This is a genomic window from Shewanella violacea DSS12, assembly GCF_000091325.1.
GTDB lineage: Bacteria > Pseudomonadota > Gammaproteobacteria > Enterobacterales > Shewanellaceae > Shewanella > Shewanella violacea.
The window spans coordinates 4,668,666-4,692,959 of sequence record NC_014012.1 but is presented as its reverse complement, the minus strand read 5'-3'; the positions used below and the strand labels follow the sequence as shown (position 1 = coordinate 4,692,959).

The window sequence follows — 24,294 nt, the reverse complement described above, 5'->3', positions numbered from 1 at the left end:
TCTCCTAGACTCGCTGTGATTCGACAAAGCTGGCCAGACTCGACACGCTATGAAAATGTGCTTTAGTGGCATCAGAATTGGCTTCGATTTTGACATCGAACTGTTTCTTAATCGCCAATCCAAGCTCTAAGGCATCGATTGAGTCTAGTCCCAGACCTTCACCGAATAGCGCAGCTTCACTGTCGATATCATCGACCGTGACATCTTCGAGATCTAGGCTATCTATGATTAATTGTTTTATTTCGTTATGTAGTTTCATCATTTTCTAAGTTCGTCTTAAAGTAATCTTCCAGATCCCGTGTAAGCTGACGTGCCATTTTCGCATCGCCACCGACAATCGCATCATACCTGATATGGTCGATGGTTTCGCCTACTTCGACTCGCATGCCTATGGTGCGACGGGGTATTTGATACCAGGCTTCTTGTTTACTCAAGCCTGGTGCGTTGGTACGAAGAACCACAGGTAATAGATCTGTCTTGGTTCTCAGTGCAATATTGGCGGCACCTCTGGCAAAGCTGTTGATGCTAGCGCCTAAAACTGTGCGTGTACCCTCGGGGAATATAATTAAATTGGTCCCGCTTCTCAGTACATGTCTGCAATCTTCGAGTAGCAGTTCGGCGCCTTTATTGGGGATATAGCCGGCGCATGCGACGACTCCACGCATGAAAGGGTTTCGCCAGATACCTTGTTTAACAATACAGCCAGCATTGGGTATCAGGCTGATCAAGACGACTACATCAACTAGAGTTGGGTGATTAACTATTATCACTTTACCTTTAGCCGAGGCAAGACGTTGGAGATTAATCGGATTAATCTTGATGACGCCTGCCTTGGTCAGCATATAAACGAAGCTGCGAAACATTATGTGTACCGCTTTTTGTACTCGGCGGATGCGTGCTAATTTTGTACCTGGCCAGAACCTTAATATTGGTAATATGGTCAAGGAGCTTAGCAAGCCACCTATGCCGAAAGTGAGATAGCAAGCAACGCCAGCTAGCCATCTGGGAATATAGGCTAAACCCGTTAGTCTAGTTGTTAGCACTTCAGTCAAAGCTGATCTGCCAATGATAGTTACCCAAATTACCGGCAACAGGCTTGGCAACAGACAAGCCATGTATTAGCTCGCCATAGCTAATTTTTTTACCTTCTGCGCCCTGGCTGAGCATCAATTGTGGTTTGTCACATGTCTCATCGTATCGCTTGAGAACCAATGCCAGAGAGAGAGGCAGGTCATTTTCATCAACAAATTGTGTGTATATGTCAGGTACAGGCTGATCGCCGAAGACGAGTAATACCGGCGTTGGATCTTCATGGAGCTGAGCATATGCTTCGATAAGCGCCTGTGGCAAGCTTTCTTCACCTGCGGCGATAGACGTCGATGGGGCTCGATTATCGGTAATTATGCTGTAAATACCGCTTGCTGTGTTGTGCACTGATTGGCTAAATGCCGTCGGGGAAAGGGGCTCTGCTGTTACTAGGTTATCCAGTAAACCTAAGGTGCGATGTAACTCTCCGTGCCTAGAAGCAAAAATTGTACGGCACGAATTAGCTGCATCGGCTTGAAATGCGGCTTCGAGTTGCATCTTAGTCAAGGCGCTATAGCGTCGTCGCTGCATCGCAGGAACTCGAGATAATTTAGGTGCGTCGGGCAGGGAGGCACTTTGGTGAGCATAGGTTCTTTGCCAATGCTGCCAATCTTGGGGTTGCTGGTGATGGGGAGACCAGGCTCCCCAAGAACAAATGTTAAATATTAACTGCAACGGAATGCCTCTGACACAAGTATTAAATACTGAGAATATAACCAGTTAAATCAATGGGTAACTGGGTAAATTCTCGGGCTGGTAAGCGAGTTACCATTGGGGCATTATTCTACACTAGATTAACTGGGATGATGAAGTGTTTTGAGATACAGGTGTTGTTGATATGTATAGGCTTATGACGTTTGGAGTGTTAGAACCCGCTGCTAGGCAACGGGTTTGTAGGGGGAACTTGTTTATTAGCCTGCTAGGTGCTTTTTCAGCTTACGCAGCGCCGCTTTCACTTTCTTAGTGTTTTCCGGACCCATGCGGATTAGGAATTTCTGGGCGTTGGGCAGAGCTTCTAGTTGAGGATCGACAAATTGATAGTTCACACTGACGCCATCTAATTCAATTGGCAGCTCTATGATTGGGGCCGCTAGCATGATGTCGATAGCTTCAAGCATTCTCTGATTGAAGCTCATCTCTCCATAGCCTAACTCCTCGAATGCCTCTCCCATCAAAGGTGTTAGTTCCTTGTAGGTCGCTGCGAGCTGCTGTTCATCCAGATTGACGATGAAATCGGCGTACAGATCATACCTGTGATAGCTATCGGGATTAATATATGTCTTGTTGGTGATGTCTGAAACGGTGAAGACTCTGTCGGGGGCCTTCAAGGGGCTTACTTTTCGAGCCAGTTCGCCTTGGGCTAAGTTATCGACGAAAACCACGAAATGCCTGATCAGATCTCTCTCCACTAATAGCGATTCGATGCTCATGCCATCAGATAATTCGACCGTTTTCTTATGGATATAGCCATCGCTGTTACTTAAGCTAGGTAATGCTTCTACTTGAACCTCTGGCTTAATTTCGATGGCAGCTTCTACTGATTCTACAGGCTCCGGGATCACTGGCTCAGGAATATCTATAGGGGTTATGACTGGCTCTTGGGGAATAATTTCTGCCACTTCAATAGGCAGCGGCGCAGATGTTAGGTCATCGGCACTGAAGTAATAATAGGCACCTCCTGCGATGAAGGAGACTACAGCTGCAATGGCAATAATGGCTAAGGTATTGGTATTCGCTGACTTCTCTTGCGGTACGATTCTATCTTCTTGATTGACTTGCATGTAATACCCTTTGTAAGTGCGACTCGGTTACAGGAGATGACAGCTCTAAGAGAGCTGGTCCATTTTGCAATATTTAGCGCTCATGTCTATAGGCGTTGACCGAATTAAAGAATAATTAATCGAATAAAAATTAACGGATTTATGTTTATTTTCTAAGCTTGGACGTATTGTTCTCGATCTCCTAGCCAACGTTGGACTATGCCATCGACATTATCCGGGACCTGTTCCATGATGTGTACGGCTAACTTCTGAATGTGGGGGATCAACGCCTGATCTCGAACCAAATCGGCAATTTTCATATCGGCAATACCAGTCTGCTTGGTACCTAATACTTCCCCCGGGCCTCTTATCTCCAGATCCTTCTGAGCTATGATGAAACCATCATTGCTATCTCTGAGCACCCCCAATCGCTTGATTGCCGTGGGTGACAAGGGTGCCTTATACATGAGTACGCAGTGACTGGCGACGGCTCCACGACCGACTCGTCCCCTGAGTTGATGCAATTGCGCCAGGCCTAAACGTTCCGGGTTTTCTATGATCATCAAGCTGGCATTGGGGACATCTACCCCCACTTCTATGACTGTTGTGGCGACCAAGAGGTGCAGTTCACCGGATTTGAATTCGGCCATGATGGCCTGTTTCTCGGCGGACTTCATGCGTCCATGGATCAGACCTATCTTGAGCTCGGGCAGGGCTAGTGTCAGCTCTGCGGCGGTATCTTCTGCCGCTTGGCATTCGAGAACCTCCGACTCTTCAATCAAGGTGCATACCCAGTATGTCTGTCTGCCATCATGGGTGGCGGCATGTCGGACTCTCTCTATAACCTCATTGCGCCTCATATCGGCAACGGCTACGGTTGTCACTGGGGTTCGCCCCGGTGGCAGTTCGTCTATCACTGAGGTATCTAGGTCGGCATAGGCGGTCATGGCCAAGGTGCGTGGAATTGGCGTGGCAGTCATGATCAGCTGATGAGGGTGGAAGCCTTGGTTGATGCCTTTCTCTCGCAGGCCAAGTCTCTGATGAACGCCGAATCTATGTTGTTCATCTATGATGATGAGGGCAAGATTGTTAAAGACTACTTGATCCTGGAAAATGGCATGGGTGCCGATAACCATATTAGATTCACCGGACTCGATATCTTGCAAAGATTGCGCTCTGGCCTTGCCCTTTATTTTACCGGCTAGCCTGCCAACTTTTAGCCCTAGAGGCTCAAACCAGAGAGCGAAGTTCTCGGCGTGTTGCTCGGCTAATAATTCAGTTGGGGCCATCATGGCTACCTGATAGCCATTTTCTATGGCTTGCAATGCCGCAAAGGCTGCCACTAATGTCTTGCCCGAGCCTACATCACCCTGAACCAGGCGCATCATAGGTGAACTTTTTTCGAGATCGCTGCAGATTTCAACACCGACCCTCTGTTGTGCCCCGGTTGGCTTAAATGGCAGAGCCTGCAGAAACGGATTGAGTAGTTTACCCGTCGCCGTCAAACTCACAGCATGATCGCGATTACTGCGCTGACGCAACTTGAGCATGCTCAGGTTGTGGGCCAAGAGTTCCTCTTGGATCAAGCGTTGCTGCGCCGGGTGGTGACCTTGTTCCAGATCGAACAAGGAAACCTGATTATTGGGTCTATGTAATAGCTGTAAGGCGGCTTTAAGAGTCAGATTATTCGGTTGCAGCTGAGGTGGGAGCAGTTCCTGTAAGCCGTCCAGGTCGAGCATGGCTAAGGCTTGATCTGTCAGCTTGATCCAACTTGCCTGCTTTAAGCCTTCAGTTGTTGGATATACCGGCGTCAAGGTATCACTCATCACCAAATCATCATCTTCGTGAATGAGCTTATATTCTGGATGGATGATCTCGGCCTGATGTTTGCCGCGACGTATCTCACCATAGGCCCTGATGCTGGTACCATTTACTAGGCAATTTTTCTGCGCCACAGAAAAATTAAAAAATCTGAGTGTTATGTAACCTGTGTCATCTCTCACGGTACAGGTCATCATACGCTTACGGCCTTGGATGATCTGACTGGACTGGATCACGGCCTCTATGGTGCCGTAACTGCCTGGATAGAGAGAGGCAATAGGGTATATTTGAGTGCGGTCTTCATATCTTAATGGCAGGTGGAATAGTAGATCTTGTACCGTGTGAATGCCGAGTTTAGCCAGACGTTCGGCCATCTTCTTGGCTACGCCCTTAAGATCTGTGACAGGAACAAGATCGAGTCTCTTCACGCCCGGTACCTATTTTATCTATTGAATGTTATCTGAGCCAAACACTCAAACACTGTATTTATATACATATACTATCAGATAAATGCTTGATGGCAATGTTAGGGCCAATTTAGCCTTTATAACCAGGCCTTCTGTCACGCAATAGGGCAGTATCGATTGGATAATGGGTTTGCCGAACGTGGTGAGAATTATGACCTTGCATGCAGCATTTCACGAGTTAGAGTCCGGTTAATCCCGGCATTTCCATCTAGGTTAATAGAAGTTCATAGCTGGTGGCTGTATCTATGGTGATCTGATTCGCGCTAACGGGCAGGGTAAAGATTGCCGCTGTGCTGATGAGAGTGCCGACCAATAAGAACGTCTGCATATATTTCTCCTTGTAGTCCCGAGTGCTCGGGTGGATTAAGTCCCTTTATAGGGTCAGGACTAGTATCAAAGAGATTAGAGGTGATTTGCAGGCACAAAGGTCATGAGATCATGATGACATTTGTCATCATGATCTTATCTAGGCGAGCTTAAATTACTGAGCTAGCAAGGGAGCTAGAATATTAAGCTGAGGCCAAAACGACCAGGTAGGCCATATAGCTGAGATAACCGGTTAATAATATGGCGCCTTCACGGCGGCCGATCCTAAATCCTGTCCAAGCGAAGGGTAGCACAAGTAGAGATAGCGCCAACATGACGATAAAATCTAAGTTCTGAATCCCGGCGGCTGCAATAGGATGAACCAAAGCGGTTACACCTAAGATACCCAAGATATTGAACAGGTTAGAACCGACTATGTTACCTATGGCTATGTCACTCTGGCCTTTACGCGCGGCCACTATTGAAGTGACTAGCTCTGGCATGCTGGTGCCTATGGCAACTATGGTTAAACCAATAATGACTTCACTGATCCCAAATGTCCTGGCAAGATCCACGGCGCCATCGACAAATAGTATTCCGCCGCCGACAAGCATGGTGATGCCTATAAGAATAAACAACACAGAAAGCATAGGTTTTTGCGGGCTATCATCTATCTCTTCGCAGTCACCACTCTTGCGTGAGCTGATATAGCTGAAGCTTAGGTAGCTGACTAATAAGCTAGTGAGCAGGGCGCCATCCCAGAAGCTGAGTTCACCGTCCAGTAGTAAACCCCAGAAGAGCATAGAGGCGGCGATCATGATGGGGATATCACGCTTGACCATCTGTGACTTCACCTGGATTGGGCGAATGAGGGCGGTGAGTGCCAAGATGAGTCCTATGTTAGCTATGTTAGAGCCGATGACATTACCTAAGGCTATGCCACTATTGCCGGCCAGAGCTGATTTTAAACTTACGGCTAGCTCGGGGGCACTGGTACCGAAGGCCACTATGGTCAGGCCGATAATCAGAGGTGTAATGCCTAATCTGAGGGCGATGGCGCTTGCGCCTCGTACCAAGGCCTCGGCGCCTAAGGTGAGGATCACGAAGCCACCTATGATAGAGAGAGCGATTAACATCTTAGTTCCAATTATCCTGTTGCAATTTTTTTGATTAGCTAGCTTAAAGTTTTTTCACCATAAGGCAAACATTAACGTCATATTATGTCATTAATGTTCTTTCATAGGTTGTAGACTGGAAGCATTAAATGAACAAAGCACGCTGGGTGCGTGCTTTGTTATTATTTGCTATATGTGGTGATAACTAAGTTATTTCATCTTCCCAACGTATCTTGCCACCGCGAATACCGTCGACTCTTTCACTGAATCTTTTTTCAAGTACATGGCGCTTAATTTTTAGTGTCGGCGTCAGCACATCGTTATCCACATCCCAGGCGTCATTGACGACTATGATGGCATCCACGGCTTCATGGGATTCAAGGTTGGGGTTGATACTGTCTAAAGTCGCCTTAAGTGAGCTACGAACCTCTTCTCTTGGCTGCAAATAGGCGCCTTCGGATAGTTGTACTAGGGCTATTGGATGGGGCAGGCCAGAACCTATGACGCAAAGCAGCTCAATATGGGGATCTTGTGCCAGTTTACGCTCTATGGGCACAGGGGCGACATATTTGCCTTTAGATGTCTTAAAGTTATCTTTGATTCTACCGGTAATCGACACGTAGCCGTCGCTGTCGATGGAGCAGAGATCTCCGGTACGGAAGTAACCTTCTTCATCGAATGAGATGGCAGTCATCTCCTCTTGTTTATAGTAACCAGTCATCAAGCCTGGGCTTTTTACCAAGAGCTCGCCACTCGCCGTTTGCTTGATCAAACAATCCTCGACGGCGCGACCGACTGTGCCGATTTTATTGGCATCGAAGGGGTAGTTGATGATGGAGTAGGCGCTGTTTTCTGTCATTCCCCAGCCTTCACTGATATTCAGACCTATGGTGTGATACCAGTGAATCAGTGATGGTGGAATCGGCGCTGAGCCAGATCCCAGTAGGCGACAGTGCTCCAGACCCAGACCTGCATGGATCTTCTTCTTGATGATCCCCTTGATAATAGGAATTTTAAGCAGCAAGTTCAGCTTACTCTTGCCAATCTTGGCGACAATATTTTGGTGGAATAGACTCCAGAGCCTAGGGACCGAGAAAAATATCGTAGGCCTGGCACGTTGTACATCGGCAACGAAACTATCCAGACTCTCAACGAAAGCGACACAGCTGCCGGAATAAAATGATGAGCCTTCCATCGCCACGCGCTCTGTGATGTGAGCCAGAGGTAGGTAAGAGATTAATCTATCGTCGACTCCGGTTTTGAGATCTCTTACCACCGCCTTACAGGTCCAAGCGTAGCTAGCGAAGGTTTGAATCGCACCCTTAGGTTTGCCAGTAGAGCCGGAAGTATAGATCAGCGTCATTGTCTGCTCTGGAGTGGCATATGGGGCATCTAGCAGTGGCTCTCCAAGTTGCAGTAAGCTGTCCCACTTATATTGAGCCGGCATAGTGTCGTAGGGCATGGACATTCTCAATATATCGCCGCCAACCCCAGTTTCTTGGTCGGCCCAGTAATCTAGTTTACCGATAATAATGGCCTTGGCTTCGCTGTGTTCCAACACGTAAGCTATGGTATCTGCGTTGGCAGTTGGGTAGATGGGCACACTAATATAGCCGCCATGCATCAGGGCAAGATCGGTAATAAACCATTCGGCACAGTTTTTAGAGAGCACGGCAATTTTGTCACCTGGCTTTAGTCCTAAGTGTCTTAGGGCCCCAGCAAGCTGCTGCATCTTCTGTTGTACTTCGCGCCAGCTAAAGTCTTGGTACTGGCCATTGATCGGTTGTCTTAGGTAAGTTGAGTCACCGAGTGTGTCGACCCAGTGGTCGAGCATCTCTACAGGTGTTTTGATCTGTGATTCCATCGGCAACTCCATACTTGTGATTATTAATGGCATTCCAATCGGCAAACTTTTGTTTTTATAAGACTTGTGTTTGCTGTCGGGATTAGCTCGAGTATGGCGAAAATTGTGATCTATGACAAATGGTTTGAATAAGTGTGACGCTAGTCGGCATAAGTTGATGCTAGCCTTCGAATGAAGACTTAATACATTTTCTGGTTTAGCTTCTGGCTGAGTTGGTATTGGGAAGGGGGTTTGAAGGTCGTTCCTTCATGGTAACCTAACGCTTGCTCAGCGGGATATGTGCAGCTACTTCTACGAGACGCCGTCAATCCATCCTTGGAGGCTCTGCCAAAACGTCCCTGTTTTGGAAGCTCGCAGCCGCATCTACACTCAGTTATTTACTTCTTCGATTTGGGTTTCATTGGTTGAGTCGCTAACTCAGAAATTCCCCAAAGCTAGCTAGCCTTCGAATGAAGGCTGATGACATTTTCTGATTCAGCTTCTGGCTGAGTTGGTATTGAGTAGTCGTTTGAAGCTCGTTCCTTCATGGTTACCTATCGCTTGCTCAGCGGGATATGTGCAGACACTTCTGCGAAACGCTGCAAGTCCATCCATGGAAGCTCGCAGCTGCATCTACACTTGGTTGAATCACAAGAAAATTTGGCCTTATTCGCTCCGAGCCTTTGTTTTCATTGTAACCTAACGCCTATCCGGCGAGGATTGTGCGCTCTTTATTTTGAGAAGGTTCTGCGAACCGCCGGTCTTGATTTCATAAGAGTCTTCCTTGGAGGCTCTGCCAAAACATCTGACCGCCACGGATGGTGGAAATGCCGAAAAATGTAGGGAACATTTTCGGCCTTGTTTTGGAAGCTCGCAGACGTATCTACACCTGGTTATTTATCTCTTCGATTTGGGTTTCATTGGTTGAGTAGCTAACACGGAAATGCCCCATCGTGTGTTAGCTAGAGGATTTTGGCCACCTGAGAAGAGCCAATATAGCCTTATACTTTCTAATCTATTGGGTAGTCAGATCTGACTTTAAAGTACTAGATAAATACACTTTTATAATTCCACACTGGTAATTCGTGAGAAAATAGAGCGAAAAACACACATTTAATGCTCGATAAACCCCTTAGGTTTTGATAAGTTGTTGAAATAAATATATTTAGTAAAAGCATGCTATAAAATGTAGAGACCTCTACATCAAGGCGCTCAATTTTGCGGGCTTGATATTGAGCGACTTTATCTTGAACCAGATAATTTATTTCTAATAAACAGTCGGTTAGGTTATGGCGGTTGCTAATAAGTTGTAATTTTAACCGGAACATTATTGAGCAGCTATTCAATAAGCTGTTATGTGCATGAGGGATTGGAATGAATTGCTGTTCTGAGCTTACAAATAAGTATGATGGTAAGTCTGTAAAAGATATTCCTGAGCTTCAGTCCAAACTTGAAGAATTAGATACTGATTATAAGAACTGGATAACTATTTTTAAGTGTTCAGTTTGCAGCCAGATTTGGATAGAAAAATATAAAAGTACTGGGCATGGTGATGTACCAGAGGTATATAAACACAATGAGTAAGCTGCCAGCACATAACAAGGTTAGGCATGCTCGCCTTCGGCTGGACCTCCGCAAAGTGGCATCTTTTTTGTTCCAAAAAAGGCCGCCATTTTCTGCGGCCCATGCTAACGGCGTTATGTTTAGGGCACTTTAATGACTATAGAGAATATATCTGACTATATTAATGCCCTGAATGATAAATCTGAGCATACGATTTATCGGGGGCAAGCTAATAAAGAGTGGGAATTAATCCCTACTATTGGAAGGTTGCATAATAAGCTGGAGAATCACAATACCATTTATGGGGATTGGGGAAGTTTAGAGAAATCTTTATTATCGCAATTTAAAATCCAGTCTGCACCATATATGAATTTCACTCCGGCCACTAAGCTAGAATGGCTAATTCATGCACAGCATCATGGCTTGCCGACGCCATTACTAGATTGGACAACAAATCCTTTAGTAGCCTTATACTTTTCTTTGTCAGAAAAAAGCAAAGATGATTGCGATGGTGCTGTGTATTTAAGAATTCCTAAAACATGGCGTATGGATTCAGATGATATTGATAGCATTCCGCATTTGATTTTATTTTATCCAAAGCATCTAAATCCACGTGTAGCAGCCCAAAGTGGATGTTTTATGGCTTTTCCTTACCCCAATAAGATGACTCCAATGGCTAGTTTGAGTGATCCCAAAAGTTATGTCTCAACTGAGGTATATTTAGCTGAAACTATCATCATTCCTAAAGATAAAAAGCCAAAACTTCGAAAGCAATTGAGTCAGCTTGGAATCAATCATCAAACTATGTTTCCTGGACTCGATGGTATTACAAAACAAATATTAAGTGAATTTAACGAGTGAAACATAATGAGGCGTTAATTCTGATATCTACATACTATTACTCATACGAAGTACAAACTAACGAGCCTATGCACTAACAAGCTTCTGTCCAGCTGCATCCTAGAGTGAGCGCTCTAAGCAGTTATTGCCCCTTTTAGAGTCAGTATTTTACTCGAATGTTCTTACATCACTTCTGCCATATATTTGTTAATGTAAACGAACGTTCTTCACTGAGTATTTAAATGGATTTTGATAAAAAATTTATGCTTCGAGCATTAAAGCTATCTCAGACAGCTCTGCCTGAATGTCAGCCAAATCCTCCTGTAGGTTGCGTGCTTGTTCTCGATGATCAAGTCATTGCCGAGGGGTATACTCAGAAAATAGGTGGTAACCATGCCGAGATGGAAGCTCTAAATGCTTATGATGGTTCAATGGGACTAGTGACCGCATACGTTACTCTGGAGCCTTGCTCATTTGTTGGTAGAACTCCCGCATGTGCTTCTACTCTTGTAAAATCAGGTATTAAGAGAGTTGTAGTTGCCATTTTAGACCCTGATCTTAGAAATAATGGAAAGGGTATTCAAACGCTAGAAAAGGAAGGCATAAAAGTCGATATTGGTGTTGCTTCTAAAGAGGTTAGTGAATTTCTCTCTCCTTATCTTGGAAAGTCATAACTAACCTTTCTGCCAGAAGTGAGTTACTAGTCAGTAAAAATCAAATCGAAGAAGAAAATACTCAGGGTGTGAACGCGGCTGTGACCTTCGAAAACAAGGATGTTTTCGTAGAGCTTACATGGACGTATTTACAGCGTGTCACAGAAGTGTTTGCACATTTAGCGAGCCGCAGGCTATAGATTAAATTGAAGCTTAGCTAGCCAAAAATTAGCCAAATACCAAACCCGCCAAACGAACCTAACTCAATGGATATTTAACTAACTTGTTATCTGACAAGTCATTACAGCGTGTCGCAGAAGTGTTTGCACTTAAGATCGTTCATTCACATCCATGTGATCACGACATTCATACATCCTGTACAGCACCCACGGCAGGTGATAGATAACAATGAAGCCATGCTTACCAGATAACAACCAAACACCAAACCAGCCCAATGAACCCAACTACCAAGATACTTAAGCAACTTGTTATCCGACAAGTGAACTAGATTTTTAGTTTTGAACCGCTCAAACAGCGGCGTGAAATTCCGGTGAGCGCATTTTTGCCCACCAGATGTCATCGGCGACGATTTCCCCTAGATGGTCGACCTTAGGGTAGGGAATATTCTTGCGTGTGCAAGCCTTGGCATAGATGGGATGGCCCTGCTCAAATAGCTTTATCTGACAGTAGTCATCATCTAGCTTACGAGTGCCATACATGCCGGCGACTTGTCGCTGTCGCTGGGCCTCATACATGATGAGTGCCGATGCTACCGAGACATTGAGTGATTGCACCATGCCTATCATGGGAATGATGATGTGCTGATCCGCGGCAGCGATGCCTTCTGGACTCACGCCATCATGTTCATTGCCTAAGATGATAACCGTGGGGCGGGTATAATCGATTTCACGAAAATCGACGGCATCTGCCGAGAAGTTGGTGGCTAAGATTTGCATATCCTGAGCGCGAAAAGCTTGTACGGCGTCATCCATATGATAGTGCTTAATGGTTTTCACCCATTGTTGGCTACCAGAAGCGGTATTACCCGAGACACGCATCTCTATATCTGGCCATACCGCATGAACTTGATGGATACCCACGGCATCGGCGGTGCGGATCACGGCTGCTATGTTGTTGGTCTTATGAACCCTATCTAAACATAGGGTGAGATCTGGCTGACGGTTATCCAGCATTTCATTGATACGTGCAAGGCGTTCTGGGCTCATGGGGTTACTTCTTTAATTTGTAGCTGTATATGCATTTATAATAGGAAAACAAAAGGGCGCCGAAGCGCCCTCGATAGAATGTGCAAGGAGATTAAATCTCCATCACTCCATCCATCTCTACTAGTGAGCCTTTCGGTAGTTGTTTAACCCCGATAGCCGCACGAGCCGGGTAAGGCTGAGAGAAGTAACGCTCCATGATCTCGTTGACCGTGGCGAAGTTGCTTAGATCTGTCATGAAAATATTAAGCTTGACGATATCACTCAAAGAACCGCCGGCGGCTTCACAGACCGCGGTCAAGTTGTCGAAGACTTGCACTACTTGAGCAGAAAATTCATCGCTAACCATCTGCATAGTTGCAGGGTCTAATGGGATTTGACCAGATAGATAGACAGTGCTGCCCACTTTAACAGCCTGAGAATAAGTGCCGATTGCCTGTGGTGCCTTATCGGTTGCTATGATGATTTTTTCTGCCATAACGCTCTCTCTAAGTTAGTCTTGATGAGTTATTTATCGATTACGGGATGTTCTAAGTACTTCGGGCAGCACCCTGATACGTCGCATCACGTTTGCTAGATGGATACGGTCTTTAACTGAGATCCTCAGGTTGATCAGGAAGACTCTTCCATCACGCTCTTCGGTACTCAAGTTGTGAATATTTGCCTCTTCGCCGGCAACTATCGAGGTGATTTTGGCCAGCGCACCTTGGTGGTTGACTATCTCTACTCGCAGATTCGTCTGGAACTCGACGCCTTCGGCGTTATCCCATTGAACCGGGATATATTTGTCTGGCTCACCCTGATAGCCACGGATGTTAGAGCAGCTTTCCATATGAACGACTAGACCTTTGCCCGGGCTCACGTGTGCAATAACCGCATCACCCGGAATAGGCAGACAACAGTTAGCGAAGGTGACTAGCATTCCCTCTGCACCGCGAATAGGCATCATGTGGGAATCATTATGTTCCTGAGCCACGACCTGATCGCCGACTAATCTTTGAGCTATCACTATACTCATGGCATTGCCCAGACCAATATCGGCCAGCAATTCATCTAAGGTGTTATGTTTGGTGTCGTTAACGACCTGAGCTATCTGCTCTGGTGCTATGGAATCTAGTTTGGTTTCGCCTAATGCATGGTTGAGTAGGCGTTTACCTAAAATAACCGCATCGTCTTCGGTGAGGCTCTTGAGTAGCTGACGGATCTTTGCGCGAGCCTTGCCTGTCACTACGAAGTTAAGCCAGGCCGCATTTGGCCTCGCACCTTTGGCGGTGATGATCTCGATAGTCTGTCCCGAGATAAGTGGCTGACTCAAGGGGTAGGCTTGGCGGTTAACGCGCGCGCCGACACAGGTAGTACCTACATCGGTATGAACTTCGTAGGCAAAGTCCACCGGGGTAGCCCCAACTGGAAGTTCTAAAATACGACCTTCAGGGGTAAATACGTAAATCTCTTCCGGGAAGAGTTCAGTCTTGAAATTTTCAACAAATTCGAATGAGGTGCTGGCACTCTGCTGCAGCTCTAATAAGCTCTGCATCCACTTGCGAGCACGAACTTGTGTTGTAGTGCCTTGCTGACCCGAGTTGCCTTTTTTATAGATCCAATGAGCCGCAATCCCTTTATCCGCCATCTGGTCCATATCTTCGGTACGGATCTGTATTTCGACCGGTACGCCATGGGGGCCAAATAGCGAGGTATGCAATGACTGATAGCCGTTGGCTTTTGGAATGGCAATATAATCTTTGAAACGGCCCGGGCGAGGCTTATAAAGGCCATGCATGGCGCCCATGACCCGATAACAGGTATCTATGGAATCGACGACGACGCGAAAGGCGTAGATATCCATGACTTCCTGAAATTGCAGTTCTTTGCCGCGCATCTTGTTGTAGATGGAGTAGAGGTTTTTCTCTCGACCTTTGACTGTGCCCACGAGCCCAGTATCTCCCAGACGAGTATGCACCGCGGATTCTATGCTCTGGATTAATTCTTTTCGATTACCGCGAGCCGCTTTCACTACTTCTCTCAATACGCGGTAGCGCATAGGGTAGTAAGCTTGGAAACCTAAGTCTTCCAGCTCTGTCTTGATATTATGGATACCGAGACGATTGGCAATCGGGGCATAAATTTCCAGAGTTTCCCGGGCAATACGACGACGCTTATCGGGCCTTAAGGCTCCAAGGGTACGCATATTGTGGGTTCTGTCGGCTAACTTGATGAGGATCACTCGAATGTCTTGAGTCATGGCCATCATCATTTTGCGGAAGTTTTCGGCTTGGGCTTCTTTCTTGTCGCGAAATTTTAGCTTATCGAGTTTGGAGACGCCTTCGACCAGTTCGGCGATGGATTCACTGAAAATTTCAGCTAATTCATCTTTGGTTACTGGGGTGTCTTCGATAGTGTCATGCAGGAGAGCGGCCATAAGCGTCTCATGATCGAGACGCATATCGGCCAGGATGCGGGCGACCGCAACCGGGTGTGTAATATAGGGTTCACCACTTGTGCGCATTTGACCTTCGTGGGCATCACGCGCCACCAGGTAGGCCTGCTTGAGTAATGCTACCTGATCAGGTTCTAAATAACTTGATGCAGACTCTTTGAGACCTTCAAACAGATACAAGTGGTTGCACTCCTTATAATATGTCGTTGCGACCTTCAGCAATCGCAGCTACAGCAGCAATTTCAGCTGCTTCACGTTCACGAACAGTTTGGCGCTCATCGGCATCCAAAGTGTCAGCAGTAACTAAACCTAATTCGATTTCGCGCAGTGCGATAACCGTAGGCTTGTCGTTCTCTTCTTCAACCATAGGGTCTTTACCCTGCACAGCGATTTGGCGAGCACGACGCGCTGCAACCAGGATCATATCAAAACGGTTGCCGATTTGGTTTACGGCGTCTTCTACAGTTACGCGAGCCATGTATGGAACTCCAGTGTTAGGATGAAAAAAATGACGCAAAATTGTTCATGTTGGCACCTAGTCTGCCAGCAGACCTTGTATCATATCATTGTGCGCATGAATTTGGCCAGTATCCGTTAGACGTTGGCTGCGGATAATTGCGACTAAGTCGGCTAAAGCCGTGTCGAAATCGTCATTAATGATGATGAAGTCATATTCGTTATAATGAGAGATCTCTGATGCAGCCTGAGCCATACGGCTGGCAATGACTTCTTTGCTATCTTGGCCACGACCCGTCAGACGCTTCTCTAATTCAGTTCTAGAGGGAGGAAGAATAAATATCCCTATGGCCTCAGGCATCACTTTTTTGACCTGTTGCGCCCCTTGCCAGTCGATATCGAGAAAAACATCTATGCCATCGGTCAAGGTTTGTTCGATCACTTTTCGAGACGTACCATAGTAGTTGCCAAACACCTCGGCCCACTCGAAAAAAGCATTTTCGGTGATCAAGGCTTTAAACTCTTCTTTGGTCACAAAATGATAGTGCTGTCCGTTGACTTCACCCGGACGAGGTTGGCGGGTCGTATGAGACACAGAAACTTGTTTATCGGCAGGTTTATCCTGCAGAAGTGCCGAAATGAGAGAGGATTTACCTGCGCCACTGGGCGCTGATACGATAAATAGGTTTCCGCGTGCGGTCATGAGTTAAGCATCCAAAATTTAAAACGAAATGTGGCTCCCGAGCATCGGGAAGCTGTGCATTATACGCCCCACTTGGGCTGGGGCGCTAGTGGCAGTTTAATCCTAATAGGTTTAAGGTTTTTTGAACAAACTGGATAAGTGAAATAAGTTTAATGGCTTTATTCAAGCTGGCACTGACTTTGAGCAATAAATTGTTTAGCCTGTATAGGGTTAATTCGGCCATTTAGGGTGTATTATGCCTAAGGCTTGTTGGCCGCTTCTTTTTTACTCTTAACTCATAGGGGTGAGAGTATTCCATTTTATTAGGTGTTTTTTTCAATGCAATATCAATCACTCTTTTGCTTCAGTGGCCGAGATAACGGTGTCAGATTTGCGGTAATTAGTGCCTCTGTTTATCTTGTTTTGCTACTAGGCTGCATGCTCTTTGGTCAAAGTGCAGGCCTCTTAGTGCTAGGCTGTTTACTCGCCCCAGTGCTTGGCTTGAGCGCTTATAGAAGAATGCGTGATGTGGCACGGCCAAGTTGGCATGCCGGCCTGGTTTTGATTCCTCTTTTCTTATTCTCAATCACACTCGCCTATGCTGCTAGCTTAGTGCTATCTGTGGTGATTCTGCTTATCGCCGTTTTAATCAGCCTCTTCTTTGCCAGACTCTCCCCCGTAGGCAAGGTTAACTTCTATCATCAAGGCTATGCGGGTCCAGCGGTCATATCTGCATCAAGAGTGAATCGTAGGCGGGTTGAGCCTAGCTTATATGGGGACCTTGCAGCTGATAATGAATATGACGCTGAAGAGTCTCATGCTTATGAAGGTGTGGTAGAAGAGAAGCATCATAAACGGCAGACATCTTCTTCCTCAAGGTTGTCGGGCTCCATGGCAATGAGGCAGTGGAGTTATTGGGCCAAAGAGAACCGCAAATTATTGCTAGCTGTTGCGACTGGTCTGGGAGTTTTAGTGCTCATAGCAGGCCTGTTGGAGCTGCTATCGACCGATGAAGAGGTTAAGAGTGAGTTAGTTGCAGAAATATCAGCAAAGGTACCGGCACAGGTTAGGCAGGAGGCTAAGATCCCCGATGGGTTTAGCGTGCTGCTGGAAAATGATGTGCTGATCATTCGTTGGTTAGGAGAGAAGCGCCCAGCAGGTGAGCTCTGGTCCCTTGCATCGGCAAAGGGTGACACAAGCTGTGCCAAGCTGAGTTTTAACGATGGCAGTAATTATCGACCCATCTTGGTGGAACATATGCCTGATACGTCAATCGAGGCACGTTTCTCACCATTAGACACTCAAGGGATTATCTCTGATATAGCGATACGTGGCAGCATCAAGCTGTGCGGCTATGATTTCAGTCTCAAGGGCAGCCAGTCCGCACTGTCAAAAAACACCGCTTTTAGGCCTTATTTATAGCTGGAATAAATATCACTAAATCTTTAGACTGCTTGGCTAAATCGATGCATCTTAGATCTGGTTCAGAGTCTAAATCTGAACGTTATTTACCGGCCGTTATGCAGCATATACATGGCATCCATCATCCACTGAACGTTATAGCAACTGAACTGAGTGGCTAGGGCACAGGACGCTTGGTTCGGGGTAACCTAGCGTGGGATGTGGTGCGGGTGAAACAAAAGCTCTCAGGAGTTTTACATCATAAGAGAAATGGAGTTATTGAGTGATCGATTTTGTCAGGCAGTCTGTGCTGCCCTATTTTGGTATTCGGACCAGTGATGCCAAAGTTTCCCCCTTGGGAAATGGTCATATAAATGATACCTTTCTGGTTCGCTGGAGCAATGGTGAACTCGTGCTACAGGGAATCAATACCCAGGTATTTAAGACCCCTAAGGCCTTGGTAGAAAATGCCCATAAAATTGCCGAGCATTTAGCAACAAAGCGCCAGAAGAGTGAGTATTCTCTTGAAATTGTGGCGCCTGTGCGTACCGATAAAGGTCTGCTGGCGGTGGATCTCGGTGAACAAGGTTTTTGGCGTGCTATTAACTATCTTCCCCATAGTCACAGTATAGATGTGGTGAGTTCTGAAGATGAAGCCTTTTCAGCAGCCAAGGCATTTGGACATTTTTCATCGGCATTGAGCGATCTCGATGCGACTCAGCTTGAGGATGTTATTCCACAGTTTCACCATCTTCCCGGACGTATAGACCAGCTGAAGGCGGCGGTAACATGTGATCAAGAAAATAGGTTAGCAAGCTGTAGTGACTGGGTTGATTTCGTATTTTCTCAGCAGGATATTTTACAAGAACTTGCTCAAATATCGCCAATCCTGCCTCTTCGAATATGTCATAACGACACAAAAATCAATAATATGCTCTACGACAAGCGTGATATGAGCAGTTTGGCTATCATAGATCTTGATACCTGCATGAAGGGACATCTCATGTATGATTTCGGTGACATGGTGAGAACTTTCACCTCGCCGGAGGAGGAAGACTCTACCTCTCTTGAGAATGTGCATGTGCGTGAATCTATCTTTGCCGCAATTTGCCGTGGTTATTTGAGTGAACTCGATACCGTGTTAACTCAAGATGAGAAGTCCAGTCTGTGGCTAGGTGCCCGGGTGATCTGTCTGATGATAGGGGTTCGCTTCCTGACCGATCACCTCAATGGTGATGTGTATTTCAACATTCACCATGAAAGCCATAATTTGCAGCGTGCGGCGAATCAATTCACCCTCTATAAGAGCTTGCTTGAGCAGGAAGGTCAGCTAAAAAATTATTTAAAATAAGTCTTTAGCTGCTTAGGCAAAGAGGCGGAGCCGAAGGGCTGCGCCCATCTTTTATCTTAGTTCGGTTTGTGCATCTCTAATACCAGAACATCCTGGCTCAATCTAGGTTTGAGTCACTCATCAAACATATCTGTTTGATGAGTATCATGTCGCGTCATATTTAGTTGGATTACTATTAGATACTCATAGTGTCTTATAGTCTTTTTTGTCTACTCCATGTTTTTTCAGCCGCAAATAGAGTTTCTTCCTAGGTATCTGGAGGTAATTGGCTGCATCTGCAACTCTGCCAGAAAATAGATATAGAGCATCTTCGATAATCTGTTTTTCATAGTCATTGACCAGGTTATCTAGGGGGCTATGGGTCTGATCCATTGACTGAGTTCGATTCTGTCCTGTTAGTTTAACTATGCCTATAGCAAACAGCTCGGCGACATTCCTCAGCTCGCGGACATTACCATCCCAGGAGTGCTTGCGTAGGGTCGAGAGGTAACTTTTATCGACACTAGGCAGAGGCTTTGCCAGCTTATTGCAACTTCGTTTGAGAAAATAATGAAATAGCTGAGCTATGTCATCGGGTCTCTTTCTTAGTGGTGGCAGCTCTATATTGCTCTGATTGATGATGTAATAGAGTTCAGGTAACAGGCTCTGTTCGCCGATATAGATTTCCGGCGAGTCGCTGAAAATGGTGATTAGTCGTATAGGCTTAGATTGAGTTCTTTCCTGGTTGAGTAAGAACTCGGCCAGCCAATGTTGTATTTCATGGGATAGGAGTTCGGGGAAGGAGAGAATAATACTTGCTTGTGATGCTTGGGTGAACAGATTTTCTATATCTGAAATGGTCTTGATCTGATTGCCATTTAATTGAATTAGGGGCAGTGTCGCTCTGGCGCTCAAGCTATGGAGCAGTGAGGCCACATTGTGGCGGCCAGTCCCAGATTCACCATAGATACAGACGTTGCTATCGAGTAATGCCATCTCAGATAGAACCTGACGGATGTTATTCACCTGTGCCGATTTACCTATCAGTTCTCTGGTCAAGGTCTTGTTGAGTGAGCTCTTCTGTTGCAGGTATTGATGGCGTGAATTCAGCTGTTTAGTGATGAGTGCCAGCAGCTCTGCGGGCTTGATGGGCTTTTCTAAAAAGTCACATGCACCGTGTTTGACTGCCTTCAATGCCATGGGTATATCCCCATGACCCGAAATCATTATCACAGGTAGCCGAGGATCTCTTTCCTTCAGCTGAGTTAGCAGTTCCATGCCGCTGAGCTGAGGCATATACATATCGGTAACGACAATCCCAGGCCAATCGATAGGGATAAAATCCAGGGCCGATAACGGGTTCGTGAATATTCTAGTCCGATATCCGGCGAGAGAAAATAGGTGATGATAGGCGTCCAGTACATCTTGATCGTCATCTACTAAGAGTATTTCTAAACAATTACTTGTTGTCATACTGAGGTAATTCCAATATTAGCATGGCACCGCCCGTTAGGCCGGATGCGGGAATAATAGCACCGTGAAAGCGTTCGATTATGGCTTGGCTAATGCTTAGTCCGAGTCCTAGGCCTAGCTCTTTGGTGGTGGTAAAGGGGGTAAAAAGGCTAGTAAGAATCTCAGGTTCTAAGCCGTGCCCCGAGTCTAGAATGGCTAAGGTATGTGACTCGTTATTCGAACCCAGATATATGATATCTATCTCTCTTATCTTCGAGCTCGCTACCGCATCACAACTGTTTACCAAGAGGTTGATGATGATCTGCTCTAATTGAATGCCGTCGGCCTGAGTGTATATACCGATTGGCAGATGATTGGTTATCTTAGTCTGCTGTCGTTTCGCTTTAGTGATGACTATGGCTCTGGCTTGCTCGGCTATATCGTGCAGTTCGATCTGAATTAATGGGCTGTCGGCCGGGTTTTTCTTCGCAAAATTACGTAAATTCTGCACTATTTTGCTCATGCGGATACTGAGGAGTTCAATTTTTTTGAGGGCATTGGGCAGTGAGTCATACTCATGCTTGTCTAATGCCATTTGTGCGCTGAACAAATAGGTTGAGATTGCCGACAGGGGCTGATTAAGCTCGTGGGCGGTACAGGTCATAGCCTGGCCAACCACAGCCATCTTAGCCGCTTGAATCAATTCGGTTTGGGTATCTCTCAGGTTCTTCTCTGTTCTTCGGTGCAGTTCTACTTCGGCGATTAATTCTTTATTGGCTTGGGTGAGAGACTGGGTCTTCTCATTCACATGCATCTCAAGTATGTGTTTGGTTTCTATGTGCTCAGTAATATCCGAGATAGTGATGATGACTTTTTGCTGATGGCCCTGTTTGAACAGGTGTAAGTCCAGCTTCAGGTAAGCTGGAGTCAAGACTGAGGTGTCCGCTGCTATGAATAGGGTGACACTGCCAGAGCCCGTGTCGAGCAGTGAGCCGACTTCACTAAACTGAGATTGCAACTCCTGAATATCTGGTGATGAAAAGCAGTCCCATACCATGTTTAATTCACCTGAGACTGGCAGCTCAAACAGTTGTCTTGCCGATGGATTGACCGACTCAATTTTACCGAATAGATCACAGGTAATTATGCTGGCTTGAGTATTGTTGATGAGGTTCAACGCATTGGTTTTCTCCATTTCTCTCATCTGGAGACAGAATTGCCGCAACAGCTCGCCTATTTGGCCGATCTCGTCGGTACCGGATACCTTTATGTCTAAATCCAATTTACCCTCATTGATGTCCGATAGACTTTCACTCAGCTGATTTAACCGGTTTATTATTCGGTTTCTGATGAAATATAGGGTGAGGAATAAACTGATGCCAATGGAAATACTGAAACAGATAATCAATAGCCGGTTACTGTAACTGATCGTTTGCTTGATATTGAGCTTGACGATTTTAAGTGTCTGGGCTGCATTGGCAACCATGTTGCGTATCTGCTTATGTTGTTGTGCCAGTTGAGACTGTATCGATACATTGGCCTGGTCGATCTTGGTCTCTAATTGCAATTTATTATGCAGTCTTTGTCGCAGCATCTCCTTTGGTCGCATTATCTTGGTTAGTTCGCCTAGAAGTTGTCGATATGCGATTGTTGAGGAGTGATAGAAAATACTCTCACTGAGTGAGTGAATATCCATGAGCTTGTAGTTTATAACCTCGAAGGCATTATCTATTTGAGAACCGTGTTGAGTGGCAATTAACTCGATTATCTGCTCATAAACTCGGCTTTCCTTGTCCATCAGGCTCTGAGTGGTTGAAAACTCATCAGCGATATTGTTCCTTTGTCCCTTAGGGTCATGTTTGAGATTCACCCGAGTCAGCTGCCATTGAAGTTCCTGTCTCAGGGGGAGGAGTTCGTCTCTGATATCCTGATGTATCCAATGAATTTTTTCTTTTATGCTGTCGATTTCACGTTGGTTATCGATTCGCTTTAACAGCTGGCGCTCCAAGTTGTCTATATCATTTGCCAACTTAGCGTAGCCAAAGTTGAGCTCTGAGGTGTCCGGGTTACTTCTTAAGTGGTTGACTCTTTTAGTAATCTTTGTCAGTTCTTTATCTAATAGTAATTTTAGCTTGTTATGCTCAGCCTTGTTGGTTGAAGCCTGAATCTTGGCTATCAAGGCTTGTAATTGGGCGCTATGACTCTCTAATTGATAGCTGGTGTTTAGTGTGGGCACACTGGAGTCTAATATGGTACTGACATGGTTATCGAGATTATTCCAGGTGGTCAGTGCGACGGCGCTGATGATAGTAATGAGCAAGCTACAGCCAGCAAAAGCTAGGACTAATTTTGAGCCTATGGTGTGGTAGTTAAAAAGCTTCATTCTTGGTGTTCTTGCTCATTGATGTCATTGATGATTCGACTCGCTTTATTCAAGTTGAGGCTCAGGCGCTGTCGCCAGTTCTGCAAGAGTCTGACTTTGACGGGATTGTATTGTGGATCTCCTCCATAGTGATTATTCATTGTCTGCATCTCTAAGGCTTGAGTTTCACTGATCGGAAATTGAAACATCAATTGCTTGGCTCGATGAATTTCAGCCAGTTTAGAAGGCTGGTCTTTAAATGTCTGCTCCGCTTCAATCACGCTCAACCAGGCATCTTGTAGCTGGGGGAGCTGTTGGCTGATAGCTAGGTCAAACAGGGTGTTGATGGTCAGTTCCCTCTGTAGCATGAGTCCCTGATTAAGAGTGAAATTTAGCGTGTTGGCCAGAGATGGATCGTGGATCGATTGTTTGGCTAAAGTACTACTGGGCAGTGCTTGCTGATTAGGCTCAGACAGTAGGAAGTCGATAAATTGAGTCGAAAGCTTGTCTTGCACTGAGCCCTCTATGATCCCGACATAGCAGGGCATCAGGGCGACATTAGATAAATAGGAGAAACCTAGGTAGTCCAGCTTGGCTAAGTTTATAGCATAACTGTCGATCATTGGACCTGCGGCGAGCATACCACTGGAGATTGATTCACTGACGCCGAAGCTACGGGAAGAGATAGTGGCTAGATTGGCTCCTATATTGAGTAACAGGCTCCAGCCTTTATCCCAACCATAATGCTGCAGAATACTTTCAACCATCATCTGAGTGGTCCCTGAACGTGTCGGAGTACTCATGGTGATGTGTTGAAAAAATACCGCCTGTGTTAGGTCTTCCCAATGAGTGGGTATCGGCAGCTGGTACTGTTTTAAATAATCTTTATTCCATAGGATCACCGCACCGGAATAACCGAATACGACTATTCTGTTGTCTGCGGCCAAGCTATGTGGAGCTAACCAGAGAGGGGGCTGGTATTTGGTATCTAACTGTTTTAATTGCTTGGTCTTGATTAACCGATTCATTAAGAAGGGCGAGGTAGAGATAACGAGATCAATATCGCCGATATACCCTTGATTCAATAATTTAATACTTGTGCTAGTTCTTCTATGAATGATTTTGATTTCAATATCATTATGTTGTTGTTTGAATTTTTCAATTATGGGTTGGAGTGGCTTTTCGGACAGGGTGGTGAGAATCACTAAAGTCTTGTCATCTGGCTCCGCCATAGTTTGGAGAGGGCTGATGAGTATAATTAATGACAGCATGATTAAGAGAAAACTTGATGTCTGTTGCATATCCGTCCCCAAGCCACCTTTTTTCGATCTAGATCGCATATTTTAAGTTTTATAAAAAAATGTGTTTTCAATTCTGAGTCAATACTGACACCAGATAAAATAATTAACCTTATTTTATCATCATCTTGTTCATTTCTTTGAGGGAAATAGGCTGATTTTGACTCATGGTTATTCCTGTTTGAGTCAGCATTGACCC

At 45.7% G+C, this 24,294-nt stretch carries 20 protein-coding genes; 5 read left to right on the top strand and 15 right to left on the bottom strand.

Annotated elements, in window-relative coordinates:
* Positions 1 to 4: 4 nt before the first annotated feature.
* The 7 genes from SVI_RS19330 to SVI_RS19300 form a co-directional block, all read right to left on the bottom strand.
* Positions 5 to 259, bottom strand: coding sequence for a phosphopantetheine-binding protein (locus tag SVI_RS19330; protein ID WP_041420116.1), 255 nt, complete (start codon positions 257 to 259; stop codon positions 5 to 7).
* Positions 246 to 1,052 (bottom strand): lysophospholipid acyltransferase family protein, encoded by an 807-nt coding sequence (locus tag SVI_RS19325; protein ID WP_041420115.1) that lies wholly within the window; start codon positions 1,050 to 1,052, stop codon positions 246 to 248. Before SVI_RS19325 ends, SVI_RS19330 begins: the two co-directional genes overlap by 14 nt.
* Positions 1,045 to 1,761: a beta-ketoacyl synthase chain length factor gene (locus SVI_RS19320; protein WP_013053352.1), complete on the bottom strand. Its 717-nt coding sequence runs from the start codon at positions 1,759 to 1,761 to the stop codon at positions 1,045 to 1,047. Before SVI_RS19320 ends, SVI_RS19325 begins: the two co-directional genes overlap by 8 nt.
* A 236-nt stretch (positions 1,762 to 1,997) precedes the next feature.
* Complete coding sequence (locus SVI_RS19315) at positions 1,998 to 2,867, bottom strand: DUF3014 domain-containing protein (RefSeq protein WP_013053351.1); 870 nt, start codon at positions 2,865 to 2,867, stop codon at positions 1,998 to 2,000.
* A gap of 152 nt (positions 2,868 to 3,019) precedes the next feature.
* Positions 3,020 to 5,095 carry an ATP-dependent DNA helicase RecG gene (recG, locus tag SVI_RS19310; protein WP_013053350.1) on the bottom strand — a complete coding sequence of 692 codons (2,076 nt, stop codon included), beginning with the start codon at positions 5,093 to 5,095 and terminating at the stop codon, positions 3,020 to 3,022.
* Between the two features lie 548 nt (positions 5,096 to 5,643).
* The gene (locus SVI_RS19305) at positions 5,644 to 6,576 is read right to left on the bottom strand and encodes a calcium/sodium antiporter (RefSeq protein ID WP_013053348.1); all 933 of its coding nucleotides are present in this window, start codon (positions 6,574 to 6,576) and stop codon (positions 5,644 to 5,646) included.
* A gap of 184 nt (positions 6,577 to 6,760) precedes the next feature.
* Complete coding sequence (locus SVI_RS19300; RefSeq protein ID WP_041420114.1) at positions 6,761 to 8,419, bottom strand: AMP-binding protein; 1,659 nt, start codon at positions 8,417 to 8,419, stop codon at positions 6,761 to 6,763.
* Between the two features lie 1,353 nt (positions 8,420 to 9,772).
* Here SVI_RS19300 and SVI_RS19295 point away from each other — a divergent pair.
* From SVI_RS19295 to SVI_RS19285, 3 genes are all read left to right on the top strand, one after another.
* Entirely contained in the window at positions 9,773 to 9,982 is a 210-nt protein-coding gene (locus SVI_RS19295; RefSeq protein WP_013053345.1) for a hypothetical protein, read from the top strand.
* 132 nt (positions 9,983 to 10,114) lie between these two features.
* Positions 10,115 to 10,822 (top strand): FRG domain-containing protein, encoded by a 708-nt coding sequence (locus tag SVI_RS19290; protein ID WP_013053344.1) that lies wholly within the window; start codon positions 10,115 to 10,117, stop codon positions 10,820 to 10,822.
* Between the two features lie 221 nt (positions 10,823 to 11,043).
* Positions 11,044 to 11,475 (top strand): bifunctional diaminohydroxyphosphoribosylaminopyrimidine deaminase/5-amino-6-(5-phosphoribosylamino)uracil reductase RibD, encoded by a 432-nt coding sequence (locus tag SVI_RS19285; protein WP_013053343.1) that lies wholly within the window; start codon positions 11,044 to 11,046, stop codon positions 11,473 to 11,475.
* Positions 11,476 to 11,981: 506 nt separating this feature from the next.
* Here the strand turns inward: SVI_RS19285 and trmH are convergent.
* The 5 genes from trmH to gmk all read right to left on the bottom strand — a co-directional run bounded on the left by trmH (position 11,982) and on the right by gmk (position 16,273).
* Positions 11,982 to 12,680, bottom strand: a complete 699-nt coding sequence (trmH, locus tag SVI_RS19280; protein WP_013053342.1) for a tRNA (guanosine(18)-2'-O)-methyltransferase TrmH — start codon at positions 12,678 to 12,680, stop codon at positions 11,982 to 11,984.
* 91 nt (positions 12,681 to 12,771) lie between these two features.
* A complete protein-coding gene (locus SVI_RS19275; protein WP_013053341.1) occupies positions 12,772 to 13,155 on the bottom strand; it encodes a RidA family protein in 384 nt (127 codons plus the stop codon).
* A 33-nt stretch (positions 13,156 to 13,188) separates the two neighbouring features.
* Entirely contained in the window at positions 13,189 to 15,294 is a 2,106-nt protein-coding gene (spoT, locus tag SVI_RS19270; RefSeq protein ID WP_013053340.1) for a bifunctional GTP diphosphokinase/guanosine-3',5'-bis pyrophosphate 3'-pyrophosphohydrolase, read from the bottom strand.
* Positions 15,295 to 15,307: 13 nt separating this feature from the next.
* Complete coding sequence (gene rpoZ, locus SVI_RS19265) at positions 15,308 to 15,592, bottom strand: DNA-directed RNA polymerase subunit omega (protein WP_013053339.1); 285 nt, start codon at positions 15,590 to 15,592, stop codon at positions 15,308 to 15,310.
* Positions 15,593 to 15,649: 57 nt separating this feature from the next.
* The gene (gene gmk, locus SVI_RS19260; RefSeq protein WP_013053338.1) at positions 15,650 to 16,273 is read right to left on the bottom strand and encodes a guanylate kinase; all 624 of its coding nucleotides are present in this window, start codon (positions 16,271 to 16,273) and stop codon (positions 15,650 to 15,652) included.
* A gap of 318 nt (positions 16,274 to 16,591) precedes the next feature.
* Here gmk and SVI_RS19255 point away from each other — a divergent pair, with 318 nt between their 5' ends.
* Positions 16,592 to 17,674 carry a hypothetical protein gene (locus SVI_RS19255; protein WP_013053336.1) on the top strand — a complete coding sequence of 361 codons (1,083 nt, stop codon included), beginning with the start codon at positions 16,592 to 16,594 and terminating at the stop codon, positions 17,672 to 17,674.
* A 262-nt stretch (positions 17,675 to 17,936) separates the two neighbouring features.
* On the top strand, positions 17,937 to 19,004 hold the full coding sequence (locus SVI_RS19250) for a phosphotransferase enzyme family protein (protein WP_013053335.1): 1,068 nt from the start codon (positions 17,937 to 17,939) through the stop codon (positions 19,002 to 19,004).
* 183 nt (positions 19,005 to 19,187) lie between these two features.
* On the opposite strand, the gene SVI_RS19245 is transcribed toward SVI_RS19250, so the two are convergent.
* From SVI_RS19245 to SVI_RS19235, 3 genes are read right to left on the bottom strand one after another with little or no spacing between them, the layout of a single operon-like run.
* Positions 19,188 to 20,456: a sigma-54-dependent transcriptional regulator gene (locus SVI_RS19245; protein WP_013053334.1), complete on the bottom strand. Its 1,269-nt coding sequence runs from the start codon at positions 20,454 to 20,456 to the stop codon at positions 19,188 to 19,190.
* Entirely contained in the window at positions 20,443 to 22,818 is a 2,376-nt protein-coding gene (locus SVI_RS19240) for an ATP-binding protein (RefSeq protein WP_013053333.1), read from the bottom strand. Before SVI_RS19240 ends, SVI_RS19245 begins: the two co-directional genes overlap by 14 nt.
* Entirely contained in the window at positions 22,815 to 24,098 is a 1,284-nt protein-coding gene (locus SVI_RS19235; protein WP_049791133.1) for an ABC transporter substrate-binding protein, read from the bottom strand. Before SVI_RS19235 ends, SVI_RS19240 begins: the two co-directional genes overlap by 4 nt.
* Between the last annotated feature and the right edge of the window lie 196 nt (positions 24,099 to 24,294).